Annotated in this window: 18 protein-coding genes; 11 read left to right on the top strand and 7 right to left on the bottom strand. The window is 67.2% G+C overall.

The features are described from left to right. Nucleotides 1-13: 13 nt before the first annotated feature. The 11 genes from ASD15_RS02245 to ASD15_RS02195 are packed head-to-tail and all read left to right on the top strand — an operon-like array spanning nucleotide 14 to nucleotide 10,145. Complete coding sequence (locus ASD15_RS02245; protein ID WP_057153109.1) at nucleotides 14-1,234, top strand: type II secretion system F family protein; 1,221 nt, start codon at nucleotides 14-16, stop codon at nucleotides 1,232-1,234. Beyond that, complete coding sequence (locus ASD15_RS02240) at nucleotides 1,231-2,925, top strand: GspE/PulE family protein (protein WP_057153108.1); 1,695 nt, start codon at nucleotides 1,231-1,233, stop codon at nucleotides 2,923-2,925. Before ASD15_RS02245 ends, ASD15_RS02240 begins: the two co-directional genes overlap by 4 nt. After that, entirely contained in the window at nucleotides 2,912-3,766 is an 855-nt protein-coding gene (locus tag ASD15_RS02235) for a hypothetical protein (protein WP_229418027.1), read from the top strand. Before ASD15_RS02240 ends, ASD15_RS02235 begins: the two co-directional genes overlap by 14 nt. Continuing rightward, on the top strand, nucleotides 3,763-4,347 hold the full coding sequence (locus ASD15_RS02230) for a hypothetical protein (RefSeq protein WP_057153107.1): 585 nt from the start codon (nucleotides 3,763-3,765) through the stop codon (nucleotides 4,345-4,347). Before ASD15_RS02235 ends, ASD15_RS02230 begins: the two co-directional genes overlap by 4 nt. Next, nucleotides 4,335-4,934, top strand: a complete 600-nt coding sequence (locus ASD15_RS02225) for a hypothetical protein (RefSeq protein WP_057153106.1) — start codon at nucleotides 4,335-4,337, stop codon at nucleotides 4,932-4,934. The genes ASD15_RS02230 and ASD15_RS02225 overlap by 13 nt, the downstream gene beginning before the upstream one ends. Next, the gene (locus tag ASD15_RS02220; protein WP_057153105.1) at nucleotides 4,931-5,494 is read left to right on the top strand and encodes a hypothetical protein; all 564 of its coding nucleotides are present in this window, start codon (nucleotides 4,931-4,933) and stop codon (nucleotides 5,492-5,494) included. Before ASD15_RS02225 ends, ASD15_RS02220 begins: the two co-directional genes overlap by 4 nt. Further along, nucleotides 5,491-7,512 (top strand): secretin N-terminal domain-containing protein, encoded by a 2,022-nt coding sequence (locus tag ASD15_RS02215; RefSeq protein ID WP_057153104.1) that lies wholly within the window; start codon nucleotides 5,491-5,493, stop codon nucleotides 7,510-7,512. Before ASD15_RS02220 ends, ASD15_RS02215 begins: the two co-directional genes overlap by 4 nt. Next, nucleotides 7,513-8,004 carry a type II secretion system protein gene (locus ASD15_RS02210; RefSeq protein ID WP_057153103.1) on the top strand — a complete coding sequence of 164 codons (492 nt, stop codon included), beginning with the start codon at nucleotides 7,513-7,515 and terminating at the stop codon, nucleotides 8,002-8,004. A gap of 5 nt (nucleotides 8,005-8,009) precedes the next feature. After that, nucleotides 8,010-8,381, top strand: coding sequence for a type IV pilin protein (locus ASD15_RS02205; protein WP_229418026.1), 372 nt, complete (start codon nucleotides 8,010-8,012; stop codon nucleotides 8,379-8,381). Continuing rightward, on the top strand, nucleotides 8,378-8,902 hold the full coding sequence (locus ASD15_RS02200) for a type II secretion system protein (RefSeq protein ID WP_229418025.1): 525 nt from the start codon (nucleotides 8,378-8,380) through the stop codon (nucleotides 8,900-8,902). Before ASD15_RS02205 ends, ASD15_RS02200 begins: the two co-directional genes overlap by 4 nt. 7 nt (nucleotides 8,903-8,909) lie before the next feature. After that, nucleotides 8,910-10,145, top strand: a complete 1,236-nt coding sequence (locus tag ASD15_RS02195) for a Xaa-Pro peptidase family protein (protein WP_057153644.1) — start codon at nucleotides 8,910-8,912, stop codon at nucleotides 10,143-10,145. A 207-nt stretch (nucleotides 10,146-10,352) separates the two neighbouring features. On the opposite strand, the gene paaZ is transcribed toward ASD15_RS02195, so the two are convergent. Genes paaZ through ASD15_RS02160 form a run of 7 tightly spaced genes read right to left on the bottom strand, consistent with a single transcriptional unit; the run spans nucleotide 10,353 to nucleotide 17,573 of the window. After that, a complete protein-coding gene (paaZ, locus tag ASD15_RS02190; RefSeq protein WP_057153101.1) occupies nucleotides 10,353-12,398 on the bottom strand; it encodes a phenylacetic acid degradation bifunctional protein PaaZ in 2,046 nt (681 codons plus the stop codon). A 15-nt stretch (nucleotides 12,399-12,413) separates the two neighbouring features. Then, a complete protein-coding gene (locus ASD15_RS02185; protein WP_057153100.1) occupies nucleotides 12,414-13,034 on the bottom strand; it encodes a phenylacetic acid degradation protein PaaY in 621 nt (206 codons plus the stop codon). A gap of 9 nt (nucleotides 13,035-13,043) precedes the next feature. Beyond that, complete coding sequence (locus ASD15_RS02180; protein WP_082551491.1) at nucleotides 13,044-13,781, bottom strand: ABC transporter ATP-binding protein; 738 nt, start codon at nucleotides 13,779-13,781, stop codon at nucleotides 13,044-13,046. A gap of 8 nt (nucleotides 13,782-13,789) precedes the next feature. Then, nucleotides 13,790-14,545, bottom strand: coding sequence for an ABC transporter ATP-binding protein (locus ASD15_RS02175; protein WP_057153099.1), 756 nt, complete (start codon nucleotides 14,543-14,545; stop codon nucleotides 13,790-13,792). Continuing rightward, nucleotides 14,538-15,539 carry a branched-chain amino acid ABC transporter permease gene (locus ASD15_RS02170; RefSeq protein ID WP_057153098.1) on the bottom strand — a complete coding sequence of 334 codons (1,002 nt, stop codon included), beginning with the start codon at nucleotides 15,537-15,539 and terminating at the stop codon, nucleotides 14,538-14,540. Before ASD15_RS02170 ends, ASD15_RS02175 begins: the two co-directional genes overlap by 8 nt. Then, the gene (locus ASD15_RS02165) at nucleotides 15,536-16,411 is read right to left on the bottom strand and encodes a branched-chain amino acid ABC transporter permease (RefSeq protein ID WP_057153097.1); all 876 of its coding nucleotides are present in this window, start codon (nucleotides 16,409-16,411) and stop codon (nucleotides 15,536-15,538) included. Before ASD15_RS02165 ends, ASD15_RS02170 begins: the two co-directional genes overlap by 4 nt. Before the next feature lie 13 nt (nucleotides 16,412-16,424). Next, nucleotides 16,425-17,573, bottom strand: coding sequence for an ABC transporter substrate-binding protein (locus ASD15_RS02160; RefSeq protein WP_057153096.1), 1,149 nt, complete (start codon nucleotides 17,571-17,573; stop codon nucleotides 16,425-16,427). Between the last annotated feature and the right edge of the window lie 16 nt (nucleotides 17,574-17,589).

Below are 17,589 nucleotides of genomic sequence, written 5' to 3'. Positions count from 1 at the left end.
GTGAAGGGCGGTAATGCAGTATCAGATCCAGGTGCAGCCTGCCACGAACGGCAAGGCTGGCCGTCAGACCATAGCAATTGAGGCGGCAAGCGAATCGGATGCGGTCAGGCTCGCGCTGCGCCAGGGCTGGCGCGTGCTGGCCGTCGATGGGCCGGCGCAGTTTGCCGCCGTCGGCGCCACGCTGCGTACCGGCAAGCAACCCTTCCCGCTGCTGCAATTCAGCCAGGAGCTGCTGGCCCTGCTCGAAGCGGGCCTGAACCTGGGCGAAGCCATCGCCACCCTGCACAGCAAGGAAGCGCGCGCCGGCGCCAGGGCCACGCTGGCCGGCATGCGGCGCTCGCTCCAGCAAGGCAAAAGCTTTTCCGACACCCTGGCGGCGCTGTCGGCCACCGATCCCGCCGCCTTTCCCGACATCTACGTCTCCACCGTGCACGCGGCGGAACGCTCCGGCAACCTGCCCGAAGCGCTGGCCCGCTACGTGGCCTATCAGCTGCAGTTCGACGCCATCCGCAAGAAGCTGGTGTCGGCAGCCATCTATCCGGTGATGCTGCTGTGCGTGGGCACGCTGGTCACGCTGTTCCTGCTCGGCTATGTGGTGCCGAAGTTCAGCGTGGTGTACGAAAGCTCCGGCCGCGAGATCCCGTGGCTGTCGCAGATGCTGCTGGCCTTCGGCCGCGGGCTGGCCGCCCATCCCTGGCTGTGCCTGGCCGCGCTGCTGGGCGCGGCCGGCGGCGCCGTCTTCGCCGCCGCCAACGCCGCCATGCGCGGCGCGCTGCTGCTGCAGGTACTGCGCCTGCCGCTGCTGGCCGCCAAGGCCGCCGAATTCCGCCTGGCGCGCTTCTACCGCGCCCTCAGCCTGCTGCTGCATGCAGGCATACCGCTGCCGAAGGCGCTGTCCATGGTGTCGGCCATGCTGCTGCCGCAACAGCAGCATGCGCTGGCCCGGGCCCGCCGGGCGGTGGAGGAAGGTCAGCCCGTCTCCGTTGCGCTGGAGCTGCAGGGACTGGCCACGCCGGTGGCGCAGTCGCTGCTCAAGGTGGGCGAGAACACCGGCCGCCTGGGCGACATGCTGGAGCGCTCGGCCAGGTTCCACGACGAGGAATTCGCGCGCTGGGTGGACTGGGCCTCGCGCCTGCTGGAACCGCTGCTGATGACGCTGATCGGCGTGGTCATCGGCGGCGTGGTGGTGCTGATGTACATGCCGATATTCGAACTCGCCGGGAGCCTCTCTTGAACGCACGCGCACCGTCCTGCCCAGCCGCGCTGGCGCCGGCTGTCACGCCCGAACTGCTGCACAGCGCAGGCGCCGCCGCGCAGTCCCAGGGCAGGCCACAGCTGGCGGTGCTGGAAGAACTGGCCGGGCTGGCGCCGGAAGAATTCACGCGCCAGCTGGCGGCGCTGTTCTGCTACCCGGCCTGGCCCATGGCCGCCCTGCAAGCGGGCACGCCCGCCTATCGCCTGCTGTCCTATACCGACTGCGCGCAGCGCGAATGCGTGCTGATGGAAGGCGCCGCCGGACCGGTGCTGGTCATCGCAAATCCTCTGGCGGACGACGTGCTGCAATGGGCAGCTTACACGGTGGGCGCCGCCTTCAGCGTGGCGCTGGCGCACCCGGACGACCTGGCGGCCTACCTGGCGCAGCAGGAATCCGTCCAGCAAGCCATGGCCGGCATGAGCGGCGAAGCCGCCCAGGACGCGACCCTGGACCAGACCATCGAGGACATTTCGCTGATCCGCATCAGCGAGGACAGCAGCCCTGTCGTCAAGCTGGTCAACTCCACCATCTACGACGCGCTGAAGGTCCAGGCCAGCGACATCCACCTGGAATGCGACGTGGCCAGCCTGGTCATCAAGTACCGGATCGACGGCGTGCTGGTGCAGGCCGGCCAGGTGCAGGGCCTGCAAATGGCCGAGCAGATCATCTCGCGCATCAAGGTGCTGGCCGACCTGGACATCGCGGAGCGCCGCGTGCCGCAGGACGGGCGCTTCAAGGTGCGCGTCAAGGGCAGCGAGATCGACTTCCGCGTTTCGATCATGCCCAATATTTTCGGCGAAGACGCGGTGCTGCGCCTGCTGGACAGGCGCGCGCTGACCGCCGCCGCGGCCGCGCTGCGGCTCGAGAGCCTGGGCCTGAACTCGGACGCCATCGTGCAGATCCGCCGCCTGGCCGCCAAACCGCACGGCATGCTGCTGGTGACCGGCCCCACCGGTTCGGGCAAGACCACCACGCTGTACGCCGCCATCACCGAGATCAACACGGGGCGCGACAAGATCGTCACCATCGAAGACCCGGTCGAGTACCGCCTGCCGCGCGTGCTGCAGATCCCGGTCAACGAAAAGAAGGGCCTGACTTTCGCGCGCGGCCTGCGCTCCATCCTGCGCCACGATCCGGACAAGATCCTGATCGGCGAAATCCGCGACGACGAGACTGCGCAGATCGCAGTGCAGGCTTCGCTGACGGGCCACCTGGTGTTTACCACCGTCCACGCCAACAATGTGTTCGACGTGGTGGGCCGCTTCCTGCACATGGGGGTCGACCCGTACAGCTTCGCGGCCGCGCTGAACGGGATCGTCGCCCAGCGCCTGCTGCGCCTGAACTGCACGCACTGCGCGGTGGAGGTGCAGGCCGACCCGCAGGATTTGCGCGACAGCGGCCTCACCGAACAGGCAGTGCAGGGATGGCGCTTCAAGGCCGGCGCGGGCTGCGGCCACTGCCGGGGCACCGGCTACAAAGGCCGCAAGGCGGTGGCCGAGGTGCTGATACTGAACGACGCCATGCGCGAGATGATCTGCACCCGCGCGCCGGTCAGCCGCATGAAGGAGGAGGCCGCGCAGAACGGATTCCGGCTGGCGCGGGAAGCCGCGCTGGAGCTGGTGCGGCTGGGAGAAACCACGCTGACGGAGCTGAATCGTGTCACTTATTAAACGCATCGCAGGACTGCTGCCGGCGCGCCGCACGCTGCACATCCACCTCGCGCAGCAAAGCCTGCTGGCAGTGGTGCGCCACGGCGGCCGCATTGCGGACAATGGCGCGCTGCACATCGCCGTCGGCAACCCCGCAGGCCAATGGCAAGCGCCGCTCGCCGCCCTGCGCGCCCTGCTCGCTGAAGCCGTGACCGTGGAGCACGGGGCGGGTTCCGCTGCGCGGGCCGCCCTGGCTGCGCGTCTGCCGCTGCACTTGAGCCTGTCCAGCCGCTGGTGCCAGACGCTGATGGCGCCGTGGAACGACGCGCTGCTGTCCGAGCCGGCCGCCTCGCGTTTCCTCACTATGCAGCTCGCCGCCGTCTACGGTGACGCCGCGCGCGCGTGGACGGCCAGCAGCGACGACGCGCCATACGGCCAGCCACGCCTGGTCTGCGGCATAGCCACCGAACTGCTGGACGCCCTGCATGCGCTGGCTGCCGAACACGGCACGCGCTGCGCCGCCATCGAGCCGCTGGCCAGCGTGGTCTGCGCCTCGCTCGCACCGGGCAAGCCGCAGGCTTTCGCCGTCATCGAGCCGGGCCGTATTACGATGGCCGCGCTGGCGCAAGGCCGCGTGAACGCCGTCCTGTCGCAGCCCTGCAGCGCCGCATGGCACGGCGAGCTGGCACAAGCCTGGCAGCGCTGGGCCTTGCGCGCCCCGGAGCTGGCGGAGGTCGCAGCCGTCGCCGTGGTCGACCTGAGCGGTCAACATGCCGCCCATGCGGAGGGGCGGCTCCCGGGCCGCTTCCGTCTTGCCGGCACGCCGTTCGGCCACGCCGGCGGCTTGCTGGAGGCCGCATGAGCGTCACCCGCCTCGCCTTCGTCCGCGTTGCGCCACCGCTGAACGGCTGGCGCCTCGCGCTGCTCGCGGCAGGCTTCATCGCCCTGCTTCCCTCCTGCGCGCTCTGGCTGCGGCAGGCAAACGAAATCCAGCGCCTGGAGGCGCTGCTCGCCCAGGCGCAACCGCGCCGCGCGCCGCAGCCGGCGCTCACCCCCATCCAGCAGCGCGACCTGGACCAGCAAACCAAAGCGATCGCCGAAGCCGTGCGCCAGCTCAACCTGCCGGTCGCGCGCCTGCTGAAAACCCTGCAAGCACCGGCCGACCTGCATGTCGCCCTGCTGGGCCTCGACCTGAACGGACAGCCGTTGCACGAAGCCGATGCTGTGCAGGCGGGCGGCGCCAAGGCCGCGCCCATCGCCGTCCCATCCGGCACCATCAAGATCGCAGCCGAGGCGGAAACCGCGCAAGACATGCTGGGCTACCTGGCCTTCCTGAACCAGCAGCAGATGTTCCGCTCCGTCTACCTTGTCAAACACGAAACGGCCAGCGTCACCGCCGGCCAGGCATACCGATTCCAGCTGGAGGCCCAATGGCGGCAATGAAGTCCGGCGCAGTGCTGAAGTTCGCGCTCCCGGTGAACCCAGGCCAGCGCCTGGCCTGGGAAAGCAAGCGCCTGTGGCGCAAGACCGGCCACACTGCCGCGATCGGTATCGCCGCCCTGGCCGCAGCGGTGGCCGCGCACTGGCACACCGCCCAACTGCAGGAACGCGAGTTCACCCTGCGCAAGCAATTGGCGGCAGCGGCCCGCGCCGCAACGCAGCCGCCAGCCGTGGTTCCCACCGCCGCCGACGGCCTGCGCGCATTCTATGCCTATCTGCCCGCGCACGCCGCCATCCCCGACCAGCTGCAAACGCTGGTGGAAATCGCAGGCAAGCACAAGGTGCCACTTGCCAGGGCCGATTACAAAGCCCAGTCCGGGCCGCACGCCGGCTTCATGCAATACCAGATCAACCTGCCAGTGAAAGCCGAGTACGCCAGCGTGCAAGCATTCATGCTCGAGGCCATGCAGGCCATGCCCGCCCTGACGCTGGACAGCGTCGCGTTCAAACGCGAACGCATCGATAGCGGCGACACCGAAGCGCGCATCCAATTCATGCTGCTGGTGCGTAAAGCGGAAGGCGCGCAATGAGGAAAATGATACTGGCCGGCGCGGCGGCCGCCACCTTGCTGGCCGCATGGTTCGCGCCGGAAGACGAAGGCCTGATCGTCTCGCCAGCGGCGGCTACGACGCGCCCGGCCCGCGACCCGAACAGCACCGTCATCGCGGCGCAGGTCGCCCAAGCCAAGGCCGCGGGCGCACAGCCGCCCGCCATCCCCATCGAACTGCAGATCCAGCGCCGCGTGGCGGAAGAAGACCTCGGCAACCTGTTCGCCAGCCAGGGCTGGCCAACCCTCTCACCGCTCAAACCCATCGACGCGCGTGCGCCGCAAGATCGGCAGGCCGGTGCGGGAAGCAAAACCGGGAACGGCAACGGCGCACCCGCGCTCCCATTCCAGTTCATGGGCCGCTTCATCGACGACGGCAAGGCCGCTTACTTCCTGCAAATGGACGACCGCAACATCGTCGCCCGCGTCGGCGAAAAAGTCGGCGACCACTATCAGCTCGACGGCGCAGCCAACGGGACGCTGACCTTCACTTATCTGCCGCTCAACCTGAAACAAACCTTAGCCGTAGGGGACACGAATTGAACCACTCCGCTGCAAAACGCCTGCACATCCTGGCGCTGAGCGTCCTGCTGGCCGCCTGCGCCGGCAGCCAGACTTACACTGAAGGCAATGCTTTGCTGGAGGCCGGCCAGACCGAACATGGCCTGGCGAAACTGGAACAGGCGGTACGCGAGGATCCCCACAACGCGCAATACCGCATCACCCTGCTGAACCGGAAAGCCAGCCTGGTAAACGGCTTGACCGCCCGCGCCGACGCCCAGCGCGCGCAAGGAACCGATGCCGCCGCCGCGCAAGCGCACAGCCTGTACCAGCAAGCGCTGGCCATCGATCCCAACAACGCCATCGCCCGCCAGGGACAGGCAGCGCTGGCGCAAGAGGCACGCTACCGTCAGGCCGTGACTGAGGCCGAAGGGCTTGCGCGGCGTGGCGGCGAGGCCAACCTGGCGGCCGCCCAGGAGCTGCTGCGCCCCGTGCTGCAGGAGCGCCCCGGCCAGCGCGACGCCCTGCGCCTGAAAGCCCGCATCACGGACGAGCAGTCGCGCCAGAAGCCCGGCGCAGGACGCCTGGCCGCGGCCTACCGCAAGCCGGTGACGCTGGAATTCCGCGACGCCCCGCTGCGCTCGGTGTTCGACTTCATCGGCAAAGTCTCGGGTTTGAACTTCGCCTTCGACAAGGAAGTCGATCCCGGCCTGCGCGCCACCATCTCCGTGCGCGATGCCAGCATCGAAGAAGCCATCGCCATGCTGCTCGGCTCCAACCAGCTGGAGCAAAGCATCACCGGCGACCGCTCGCTCACCATCTACCCCAACACGGCGCAAAAGGTGAAGGACTACCAGCAGCTCCTGGTGCGCACCTTCTTCATCACCAACGCGGACGTGAAGCAGGTGGCGTTCACGCTGAAAACGCTGCTCAAGGCACGCGACATCGTCACCGATGAACGGGTGGGCATCATCATCATGCGCGACACGCCCGAGCTGATTCGCATGGCCGAGCGCATCATCGCCGTGCAGGACGTGGCGGACCCGGAAGTGGTGCTGGAAGTGGAAGTGCTGGAGGTGAAACGCACCCGCCTGCAGGAACTGGGCGTGCGCTGGCCGGAACAGGCCAAGCTGAGCGTGGGCAGCGCGGCAACCAGCGTGGGCGGACTGAAACTGGCCGACCTGCGCCGCGTGAGCAGCGAGACCACCAACCTGGAACTGGGCTCGGTGGTCATCAACGCGCTCAAGACCGACACTGACAGCAACATCCTCGCCAATCCGCGCATCCGCGTGCGCAACAGGGACAAGGCCAAGGTGCTGATCGGCGACCGCGTGCCGGTGATCACCGTCACCACCAACAACGGCGTCAGCTCGGACAGCGTGAACTACATCGACGTGGGCCTGAAGCTGGACGTGGAGCCGAACGTCTACCTGGACGACGAGGTGGCCATCAAGGTCAACCTGGAGGTGAGCAATGTTGTGAAGGACGTGACCAGCAAGTCCGGCACCCAGGCTTACCAGATCGGCACCCGCAGCGCCTCCACCGTGCTGCGCCTGCGTGACGGCGAAACGCAGATGCTGGCGGGGCTGATCAGCGATGAGGACCGCAGCACCGGCAACAAGGTGCCCGGCATCGGCGAACTGCCCATGCTAAACCGCCTGTTCGGCAGCCAGAAGGACGACCGCTCGCGCAGCGAGATCGTGCTGTCCATCACGCCGCGCCTGGTGCGCGCAATCCGCAGGCCGGAGCTGAGCGAGGCAGAGTTCCTGTCGGGTACCGAGTCCAATATCGGCGGACGCGGGCCGATCGCCGGCAGCGATGGCGGAGCCGCTGGCGCCTTGCCCGCTGGTGCCGGCAGCGCCAGCTACGCGCAGCCGGGCGCCGCCGTCGGCTCGGGCGGCGCACCGGCCGCGCTGCAAGCGCCGTCCGAACCGCTGCCGCCCCGCAACTCCTCCATGACCGGCGGCGACGACCAGGGCAGCGCCTTCGCCCAGCCTTCCAGCCCGGCCAAACCCGAGCCCGTCGGTCCGGTGCCGAACGTGCCCAAGAAGGGCCGGTAAATGCCGGCCCGCGCACCGGATGCCGCCCAGCGCGGCTTCACCTTCATCGAACTGATGATCACCCTTGCCATCATGGCCACGCTGGCGGCGGTGGCCGTACCCATGGTGCAGGTGGCGGTGCAGCGCGAGCGCGAGCACCAGCTGCGCGCCGCCCTGCTGGAGATCCGCGAGGCGATCGACGCCTACAAGCGCGCCGCAGACAACGGCAGCATCAAGCTGAACATCGGCGACTCCGGCTTCCCCAAGAAGCTCGAAGAGCTGGTGGAAGGCGTGCCCGACCAGCGCAGCCCGCGCAAGCAAAACATCTACTTCCTGCGCCGCCTGCCGCGCGACCCGTTTGCGCCGGCCAGCGCAGCCAGCGCGGCCGCCACCTGGAACAGGCGCGCCTACAGTGCGCCGCCCGACAACCCCACCGAAGGCGAGGACGTGTTCGACGTCCACTCGCGTTCCGACAAGGTGGGACTGAACGGTATCCCCCTCAAGACATGGTGACCGCAATGCATAAACGAGGCTTCACGCTGATTGAACTGCTGGTGGTGCTGGCCATCATCTCCCTGCTGCTGACGGTGGCGCTGCCGCGCTACTTCGGCTCGGTGGAGAAGTCCAAGGAAGTGGCGCTCAAGGAAAACCTGAAGGTCCTGCGCATCAGCATCGACAAATTCTATGGCGACAAGGGCGAATTTCCCGCCGGCCTGGCGGACCTGGTGACGCACCGCTACTTCAACAAGGTGCCGGTGGACCCCATCACCGAATCGGCCGCCACCTGGCAGCTGGTGGCGCCGCAGGACAGCGAAATGACCGGCGTGGCCGACGTGCGCAGCGGCGCCAAAGGCAGCACGCGCGACGGCGTGCCCTTCGGCCAGCTATGAAGCTGCTTCGGCAAGGCGGCTTCGCCTATATCTGGACCCTGATGCTGGTGGCCTTCGCGGGCGTGGGCCTGGCCATTGCCTCCGAAACCTACGCCACGGCGGCGCGCCGCGACAAGGAAGCGCAACTGCTGTTCATCGGCCACGAGTTCCGCCAGGCCCTGGGCCGCTATCACAACGCGCAAGGTGCGGGCGGCGCGGCGCAATACCCCCTCACGCTGGACGAACTGCTGAAAGACCCACGCTACCCCGGCGCCAAGCGCCACTTGCGCCGCCTGTACAAGGATCCCATCACCGGCAAGGCCGAATGGGGCCTGCTGCGCCAGCAGGGCCGCATCGTGGGCGTGTATTCGCTGTCCGTGCAGGCGCCCATCAAGCAGGGGGGCTTCCGCGACGAGGACAAAAGCCTGAACCGCAAGCCGCGCTACGCCGACTGGCTGTTCACCTATCCCGCCGACCTGTTCACGGGGGCTCCAGCCCCCAAAACTGATATCATCCCGGCCATCACTTCTGGAGGAAAGTAGCATGACTATGAGCATAGGCGTAGGCGGCAAAACCGCTGAACAAGCACTGGCGACCCTGTCCGACATGACGGCGGGCGCTATCCCTATCGGCAAGGAAGAACATCTGCAGCGCATCGCCAAAGCCCAGGCTTATATGCGCGAGCAAGGCATCGCCGCGATCTACATCAACGCCGGCTCCAACCTGCTCTACTTCACCGGCACCCGCTGGCACGCCAGCGAGCGCATGGTGGGCGCCATCCTGCCCGCGCAAGGCGCGCTGGAATATATCGCCCCCGCCTTCGAGGAAAGCACGCTGCTGGACTTCATGCTGGTGGAAGGCAAAGTGAATGGCTGGCACGAGCACGAAAGCCCCTATCAGCTGTTCGTGGACACGCTGGGCCGCATGGGCATTGCCGCCAATACAGCGCAAGCGCCGCGCGTGGGCATCTGCGAAAGCGCCGCCTTCTTCATCTACGACGGCATCCGCCCGCTGGCCGCAGGCTACGCGCTGGAAAACGCGCGCAGCGTGACGGCGCACTGCCGCACCCGCAAGTCCGCCGCCGAAATCGCGCTGATGCAGCGCGCCAAGGACATGACCCTGGCCGTGCACGTGGCCACCGCCAGCATGCTGCGTGAAGGGATCACCACCACCGAGGTAGAGCAGTTCATCGCCGCCGCGCACCGCAAGGTGGGCGCGCCGGGCTCCTACTTCGTCATCGTACTGTTCGGCGAAGCCACCGCCTACCCGCACGGCGTGAGCTATGTGCAGACGCTGAAGCAAGGCGACACGGTGCTGATCGACACCGGCTGCAAGCTGCATAACTACATCTCGGACATCACGCGCACCTATGTATACGGCGAGCCGAGCGCGCGCCAGCGCAGCGTGTGGAACAGCGAGAAAAAAGCCCAGGCAGCCGCCTTCGAAGCGGCCCAGCTGGGCGTGCCGTGCGAGCAGGTGGACCAGGCCGCACGCCGTTCGCTGGAAGCGGACGGCTACGGCCCCGGCTACAAGCTGCCCGGCCTGCCCCACCGCACCGGCCACGGCATCGGCCTGGACATCCACGAATGGCCCTACCTGGTGGGCGGCGACACCACCCCGCTGGCGCCCGGCATGTGCTTCTCGAACGAGCCGATGATCTGCATCCCCGGCGAGTTCGGCGTGCGCCACGAAGACCACTTCTACCTGACCGAATCCGGCCCCAAATGGTTCACCGAACCGGCCCACAGCATCGATGACCCGTTCGGTCTTGCGCAGGCGCAATAAACGAAGGGGCTCATTTGACGCTTTCAGGCATGCCGCCTAAGATGTAAGACAGCGTTTTACCAGCCGGAGGCATGATGGAAAGCGAAGCGACCATACGGCGGCAAGGAAACTCGGTGGGCTGTGGAAGCTTTGCCACCAGAAGTCATCGCCGACGCGATGGCACGGCTGCAAGCCGCACTCGATCCCGCGCCGGCTTAGCGGCTTTTTTTACGCGTGCTTGGACACCAGCGTCAGGATGTCGTAGCTGGCCACCAGCTCGTCGTTCTGGTTGGTGACCTGCACGTCCCACGCCACCACGCCCTGGCCGAGGCCTTTGTCGTCGGTGCGGTTGCGGTCCACTTTGCGCTTGCATGTCAGGCGCGCGCGGATGGTGTCGCCGATCGCCACCGGGGTGATGAAGCGCAGGTTGTCCAGGCCGTAGTTGGCCAGCACCGGGCCCGGCGCGGGCGACACGAACAGTCCCGCGGCCGCCGACAGCACGAAATAGCCGTGCGCGATGCGCTTGCCGAACTGCGTGTCCTTGGCGGCGATGTCGTCGAAGTGCATATAGAAGTAGTCGCCCGACACACCGCCGAAGTTGACGATGTCCGCTTCGCTCACGGTGCGGCGGTGCGTCAGCAGCGAGTCGCCGATCTTCAGGTCTTCGAAGTGGCGGCGGAATGGATGCACTTCGCTTTCGTTCACGGCCGCGCCGCGCACGTATTCGCCCGTCACCGCGGCCAGCATGGTTGGCGAGCCTTGCACGGCAGCGCGCTGCAGGAAGTGGCGCACCGCGCGGATGCCGCCCAGTTCTTCGCCGCCGCCCGCGCGGCCAGGGCCGCCGTGCTTCAGCTGCGGCAGCGGCGAGCCGTGGCCGGTGGAGTCCACCGACGATTCGCGCTCCAGGATGTGCACCCGGCCGTGCGAAGCGGCTGCGATAGGCACCGCGTAGGCCGCCGTCTTCGGATCTTTGGTCACCAGCGTGCTCACCAGGCTGCCCTTGCCGCGCGCGGCCAGTTCCAGCGCCTCGTCGATGCCTTCATAGGTCATCATGGTGCTGACCGGCCCGAAGGCTTCCACGTCGTGCACTGCGTCGTTGCTGCCGGCGTTGCGGCACAGGACCAGCGTGGGCGAGAAGAACGCGCCTTCCGCCACGCCTTCGCCGACCAGCTTGTAGCCGTCCTTCTCGCCGAACACGATCTCATTGCCTTGCGCCAGCAGGGCCAGGCGTTCGCCGACGTCGCGCTGCTGGTCCTTCGAGGCCAGCGCGCCCATGCGCACGCCTTCCACAGAAGGGTCACCGATGGTGACTTTCGCCAGGCGCTCGCGCAGGCGTTCGGCCACCGCGTCCACGCGGTCCTTCGGCACGATGATGCGGCGGATGGCGGTGCACTTCTGGCCGGCCTTGCCGGTCATCTCGCGCGCCACTTCCTTGACGAACAGGTCGAATTCGGGATCGTCCGGTGTCACGTCCGGCGCCAGGATGGCGCAGTTCAGCGAGTCCGCTTCGGCGGTGAAGGGCACCGAGTTGGCGATCAGGTTGCGGTTGGTGCGCAGCCTGGCTGCGGTGTCGGCCGAGCCGGTGAAGGTCACCACGTCGGCGCCGCCCAGGCGGTCCAGCAGGTCGCCGGTGCTGCCGATCACCAGCTGCAGCGCGCCTTCCGGCAGCAGGCCGGATTCATGCGCCATGCGTACCACGGCTTCGGTCAGGTAGCTGGTGGCGGTAGCGGGCTTGCCGATGCAGGGCATGGCGGCCAGGAAGCTCGGCGCGAATTTCTCCAGCAGGCCCCAGATCGGGAAATTGAAAGCGTTGATGTGCACCGCCAGGCCGCCGCGCGGCACCAGGATGTGGGTGCCGGCGAAGCCGCCGCGCTTGCCCAGCGCCATGGCCGGGCCTTCGTGCAGCACGTTGGACGACGGCAGCTCGCGGCTGCCCATGCTGGCGTAGGCGAACAGGGTGCCGATGCCGCCTTCCACGTCCACCCAGCTGTCGGCGCGGGTGGCGCCGGTCAGGTGCGAGATCTTGTACAGCTCTTCCTTGCGTTCCATCAGATACATGGCCAGCGCCTTCAGGCGCGCGGCGCGCTGCTGGAAGTCCAGCTTCATCAGGGCGGGCACGCCGGTCTTGCGGGCGTAGGTGACGGCTTCGCTGAAATCGATGGCTTCGGCGTGGGTATGGTAGATCAGGCTGTTGTTCAATGCGCTGTGCAGCGGGGTGGCCGCTTCCTTGCCGTGCCAGCGGCCGGCGATCAGGCTTTGCAGAGTTGGTGCCATTGCGGGTTCTCCAGTTTATTCAGATTGTTCAGTAGCGTTCTTGTGCAGGTGCAGCGGCAGCGACGATTCCCACTGCATGCGCTGGCGGTCCGGCTCCACCTCGGTGAGCGCCACGGTCTCGCGCATGGTGGCGAGCGAGCGCACGCTCAGCTCCTGGTATTGGGCGGTGCCGGAGGACTTCCAGCTAATTTCGTTGTCGGTCACTTCGCGCACCACGCGGGCCGGCGTGCCGACCACCAGGCTGCGCGGCGGCACCACCATATTGGCCTTCACGAAGCTCATCGCCGCAACGATGCTGTCGGCGCCGATGACGGCGTTGTCCATGATGACCGAGTTCATGCCCACCAGCGCGTTGCGGCCGATGCGGCAGCCGTGCAGCACGGCGCCGTGGCCGACGTGGCCGTCCACCTCCACCACCGTGTCTTCGCCGGGGAAGCCGTGCATGATGCAGCCGTCCTGCAGATTCGATCCTTCTTCCAGGATCAGGCGGCCGAAGTCGCCGCGCATCGACGCATGCGGGCCGACGTAGCAGCGCGGGCCGACGATCACGTCGCCGATCAGCACCGCGCTCGGGTGGACGTAGGCGGTGGGATGGACCACCGGCGTGATGCCGTTCATTTCATATACTTTGACCATGACTGCTCCTTACATGCCCAGGTAGGCGCTTTGCACCTGCTCGTTTTTCAGCAGTTCGGGTCCGGGTCCGGACAGCGTGATGGCGCCGGTCTCGATCACATAGCCCACGTCCGCGATCGACAGCGCCGCGTGCGCATTTTGCTCCACCAGGAAAATGGTGATGCCCTGGTCGCGCAGGCTGGCGACGATGCGGAAGATCTCGGCGATCAGCAGCGGCGCCAGTCCCATGCTGGGTTCATCGAGCAGCAGCACCGACGGCTTTCCCATCAGCGCGCGCGCCATGGCCAGCATCTGCTGCTGGCCGCCTGACAGCGTGCCCGCCAGGAGAAGGCGCTTTTCTTTCAAGATCGGGAACAGCTGGTACATGCGCTCCATCTCCGCCTCCACCTCGCCCTTGGGCCGGGTGTAGGCGCCCAGCAGCAGGTTGTCCTGCACCGACATGGGGCCGAACACCTGGCGCCCTTCCGGCACCTGGCAGATGCCGGCGCGCACGCGCTTGTCCGCGCTGGCGCGGCTCACGTCCTGGCCGCTGAAGTGGATGCTGCCGCCGCTGATAGGCTGCACGCCGGAGATGGCGCGCAGCAGCGTGGTCTTGCCCGCGCCGTTGGCGCCCACCAGCGCCACCAGCTGTCCCTGGCGCACTTCGATGTCGATGCCGTGCAGCGCCTGGATACGGCCATAGTGGCTGGTGAGCCCTTTGATTTCGAGCACCAGCGGCTTCACCGTCACGTCGGTATTGTTCGTCATGGCATCCCTCATGCTGCCGCTCCCAGATAGGCCGCCACCACGTCCGGATTGGCGCGCACTTCGGCCGCCGTGCCTTCGGCCAGCTTCTTGCCGTAGTCCAGCACCAGGATATGGTCGGATAGATTCATCACCAGCTTCATGTCGTGCTCCACCAGCACCACCGTCACGCCGGACTGCGCCACCTTGCGGATCAAGGCCTCGATCTCGCCGGTCTCGGTGTGGTTCAGGCCAGCGGCCGGTTCGTCCAGCAGCAGCACTTTCGGCCGCGCCGCCAGCGCCCGCGCGATCTCCAGCCGTTTCAGCGCGCCGTACGGCATCTGGGTCGAGTCGGCGTCCACATACTGGCCCACGCCGACGAAATCCATCAGCTGCGCGGCCTCGTCGCGGCACACCCGGTCGGCCTTGCGCACCGACGGCAGGCGCAGCATGGACGCGAACAGGTTCTGGTTCAGGCGCAGGTGCGCGCCCACCATCACGTTGTCGATGGCCGTCATGTTCAGGCAGATCTGCAGGTTCTGGAAGGTGCGGCTCATGCCGCGCCGCGCCAGCGCGTCCGGCGACATGCCGGCCACGTTCTCGCCGCGCAGCAGGATCTCGCCCCTGGTCGGCGTGTAGACGCCGGTGATCAGGTTGAACAGCGTGGTCTTGCCGGCGCCGTTGGGACCGATCACCGAATGGATGGAGCCCTCCTTGATGGCAAAGCTCACGTCCTGCACCGCGTGCACGCCGCCGAAGCTCTTGCTCAGGTTGCGGATCTCAAGCATGGCCGCCTCCCTGCTTCTTCACCAGCTGCAGCGCAGCGCCTTCGGCCGGCGCCGGCTTGCTGCGGCGGCGCGCCAGCGACGGCACCAGGCCGCGCGGCAGGAAGATCATGGTCAGCATCAGGATGGCGCCGAACACCACCACTTCCCAGCCTTCGAAGGCGGACAGCAGCTGCGGCAGCAAGGTCAGCAGCGCGGCGCCGAGGATGGAGCCGAACACCGACGCCATGCCGCCCACCACCACCATCGTCACCAGCTCGATGGAGTGGAAGAAGCCCGCCATATTGGGCGTGATGAAGCCGATGTAGTGCGCGCTGATGCTGCCCGCGATGCTGGCCACCACGGCCGACAGCACGAACACCCGCACCTTGAAGCGTGTCGTGTCGATGCCGACCACGCGCGAAGCGACTTCGGAACCGTGGATGGCCTGCAGCGCGCGGCCCACCGGCGAATCGATCAGGTTCAGCGCGAACCAGGTCACCAGCAGCAGCAAGGCGGCAGCCACGGCGTACCACGATTTTTCGCCGGTGATTTCAAAGCCGAACACGGCGAAGCCAGGCACCGAAATGCCGTCCGGCCCGCCGGTCCACTGGCCCTCGTTGTTGATGGCGATCGAGATGATGATGCCCAGGCCCAGCGTGGCCATGGCCAGCGTGTGGCCTTTCAGCTTGAGCACCGGGCGCGCCAGCACGAAAGCCAGCAGGCCGGTGGCGGCGGCGCCGGCAGCCAGCGCGGCCGCCGGTGGCCAGTTGAAATGCGTGGTCAGCACGGCTGAGGCGTACGCGCCCAGGCCGAAGAAGCCGGCGTGGCCCAGGCTGATCTGGCCGGTGTAGCCCATCAGCAGGTTCAGGCCGATGACCACTACCGCGTTCAGGGCGATGCGGATCGCCACGTCGAAGTAGTAAGCGTTCGGCAGCAGCAGCGGCAGCGCGGCCAGCACCAGCGCCAGGATCAGCAGGCCAGGATGTGCCACCCGGCGGGAAGCGAAGGTCTTCATACGCGCTCCGACACTTTGGCGCCGAACAGTCCGCGCGGCATGAAGAACAGGATCAGCAGGATCAGCACGAAGGGCACCGCGTCCTTGTAGGCCGACGAAATGTAGCCGGCCGTCATGGCCTCGGCGATGCCCAGTATCAGCCCGCCCGCGATGGCGCCCACGCCGCCGCCCAAGCCGCCCAGCACCGCCGCCACGAAGCCCTTCAGGCCCAGCATGATGCCGGCGTCATAGGAGGTGTAGGTGATGGGCGCCAGCAGCGCCCCGCCGACGGCGCCCAGCAGCGCGGCCAGGCCGAACGACAGCAGCAGCACGCGGCGCGTGTTGATGCCCACCAGCTGCGCGGCCAGCTTGTTGTGCGAGGTGGCCAGCATGGCCTTGCCCAGCAGCGTGCGGCCGAAGAACCAGCCCAGCGCCGCCACGATCAGCAGGGTCACCCCAAGCACCCACAGACTTTGCGGCAGCAGGCTGGCGCCCAGGAACTCGATCGGCGCGTCGCCCGAGAAGGCTGGCAGCGTGTGCGTGCCCTTGCCGAGCCAGATCTGCACCAGCCCGCGCACCACCAGCGAGGCGCCGATGGTGATGATGATCAGCGTGACCACCTGCGCGTTCTGCGCCGGTTCGATCACCGCTTTTTCCATCACCAGGCCGACAATGGCGGTGAGGATGACGGCGCCGATGATGGCCAGCGGCAGCGGCACGCCCGCCCCCGCCATCATCGCGGCCAGCATCCCGCCCAGCATGATGAATTCGCCCTGGGCGAAATTGATCACGCCGCTGGTGTTGTAGATGATGGTAAAGCCGAGCGCCGCCAGTGCATAGGCGGAGCCGACCGTCATTCCCGAGTACAGGAATTGCAGGAATTGGGCGAGCATAGCGGTCCCCTGCTTACTTCAGCAACTGCCAGTCGCCGTTCTTCACTTCGACCATGCGGAACGCCGACAGGTCCAGGCCCATGTGATCCTTGGCCGTCATGTTGAACACGCCGGTGGTGGACACGAAGCCCTTGGTCTGTTCCAGCGCGGTGCGGACTTTTTCCTTGTCGGTGCCGCCGGCGCGCTTGATGGCGTCCACCGACAGGTTCAGCGCGTCCAGCGCGTAGCCGCCGAAGGTCGATGGTTCCACCTTGTAGCGGTCGCGGTAAGCCTTGTCGTAGCCGGTGACGATGGCCTTCTGCGGGTCGGTGGCCGGCAGCATCTGGCCGATCAGCAGCGCAGGCGTCGGCAGGCGCACGCCTTCGGCGGCCTTGCCGGACAGCTTCAGATACTCGTCCGACGCCACGCCGTGCGACTGGTACATCGGCAGCGCGGTCATGCCCAGCTGGCCGTAGTTCTTGGTCACCACCGCCGGGCCCTGGCCCAGGCCGAACACGAACACCGCCTGCACGCCTGCGGTGTTCTTGATGCGGGTCAGCTGGGCCGTGACGTCGGTGTCTTTCGGGCCGTAGGTTTCATCGGCCACCAGCGTGATGCCGTATTTGGAGGCGACAATCTGCGATTCCTTGCGGCCGGAGGCGCCGAAGCCGCTGGTTTCGGACAGCAGGCCCACCTTGCTGATGCCGCGCTTCTTCATGTCCTCGAATACCTTCTCGGCAGCCATGCGGTCGGTGTGCGGAGTCTTGAAGACCCACTTCTTCACCGGGTCGATGATGACCACCGCGCCGGCCAGCGAGATGAACGGCAGGCCCGCCTTGTCCACCAGCGGCGCCATGGCCATGGTGGCGCCGGTGGTGGTGCCGCCGATCAGCACGTCGACCTTGTCGGACTCGATCAGGCGCTTGGTAAAGCCGTTGGCCTTGGCGGCGTCGCTGCCGTCGTCGTAGTGCACCAGTTCCAGCTTGCGGCCCAATACGCCGCCTTCGGCGTTGATCTTCTCGACATACATCTGCAGCGTTTTCAGCTCGGGATCGCCCAGGAAGGCGGCCGGGCCGGATACCGACAGCACCGAGCCGATCTTGATGTTCTGGGCCAGCGCGCTGCCGGCGGCGAGGATCAAGGAAGCGGCGATGGCGGTCTTTTTCAGGATATTCGTGAACATTGTTGTCTCCGTAGTT

Source organism: Massilia sp. Root351 (assembly GCF_001425045.1).
Classification (GTDB): domain Bacteria; phylum Pseudomonadota; class Gammaproteobacteria; order Burkholderiales; family Burkholderiaceae_D; genus Rugamonas.
This window is presented reverse-complemented; position numbering and strand designations above follow the sequence as displayed.

Coding starts and splice junctions, on each gene's coding strand:
- ASD15_RS02245 (WP_057153109.1), top strand. CDS start 14: ATGCAGTATCAGATCCAGGTGCAGCCTGCCACGAACGGCAAGGCTGGC.
- ASD15_RS02230 (WP_057153107.1), top strand. CDS start 3,763: ATGAGCGTCACCCGCCTCGCCTTCGTCCGCGTTGCGCCACCGCTGAAC.
- ASD15_RS02225 (WP_057153106.1), top strand. CDS start 4,335: ATGGCGGCAATGAAGTCCGGCGCAGTGCTGAAGTTCGCGCTCCCGGTG.
- ASD15_RS02220 (WP_057153105.1), top strand. CDS start 4,931: ATGAGGAAAATGATACTGGCCGGCGCGGCGGCCGCCACCTTGCTGGCC.
- ASD15_RS02210 (WP_057153103.1), top strand. CDS start 7,513: ATGCCGGCCCGCGCACCGGATGCCGCCCAGCGCGGCTTCACCTTCATC.
- ASD15_RS02205 (WP_229418026.1), top strand. CDS start 8,010: ATGCATAAACGAGGCTTCACGCTGATTGAACTGCTGGTGGTGCTGGCC.
- ASD15_RS02200 (WP_229418025.1), top strand. CDS start 8,378: ATGAAGCTGCTTCGGCAAGGCGGCTTCGCCTATATCTGGACCCTGATG.
- ASD15_RS02195 (WP_057153644.1), top strand. CDS start 8,910: ATGAGCATAGGCGTAGGCGGCAAAACCGCTGAACAAGCACTGGCGACC.
- paaZ (WP_057153101.1), bottom strand. CDS start 12,398: ATGGCACCAACTCTGCAAAGCCTGATCGCCGGCCGCTGGCACGGCAAG.
- ASD15_RS02185 (WP_057153100.1), bottom strand. CDS start 13,034: ATGGTCAAAGTATATGAAATGAACGGCATCACGCCGGTGGTCCATCCC.
- ASD15_RS02180 (WP_082551491.1), bottom strand. CDS start 13,781: ATGACGAACAATACCGACGTGACGGTGAAGCCGCTGGTGCTCGAAATC.
- ASD15_RS02175 (WP_057153099.1), bottom strand. CDS start 14,545: ATGCTTGAGATCCGCAACCTGAGCAAGAGCTTCGGCGGCGTGCACGCG.
- ASD15_RS02170 (WP_057153098.1), bottom strand. CDS start 15,539: ATGAAGACCTTCGCTTCCCGCCGGGTGGCACATCCTGGCCTGCTGATC.
- ASD15_RS02165 (WP_057153097.1), bottom strand. CDS start 16,411: ATGCTCGCCCAATTCCTGCAATTCCTGTACTCGGGAATGACGGTCGGC.
- ASD15_RS02160 (WP_057153096.1), bottom strand. CDS start 17,573: ATGTTCACGAATATCCTGAAAAAGACCGCCATCGCCGCTTCCTTGATC.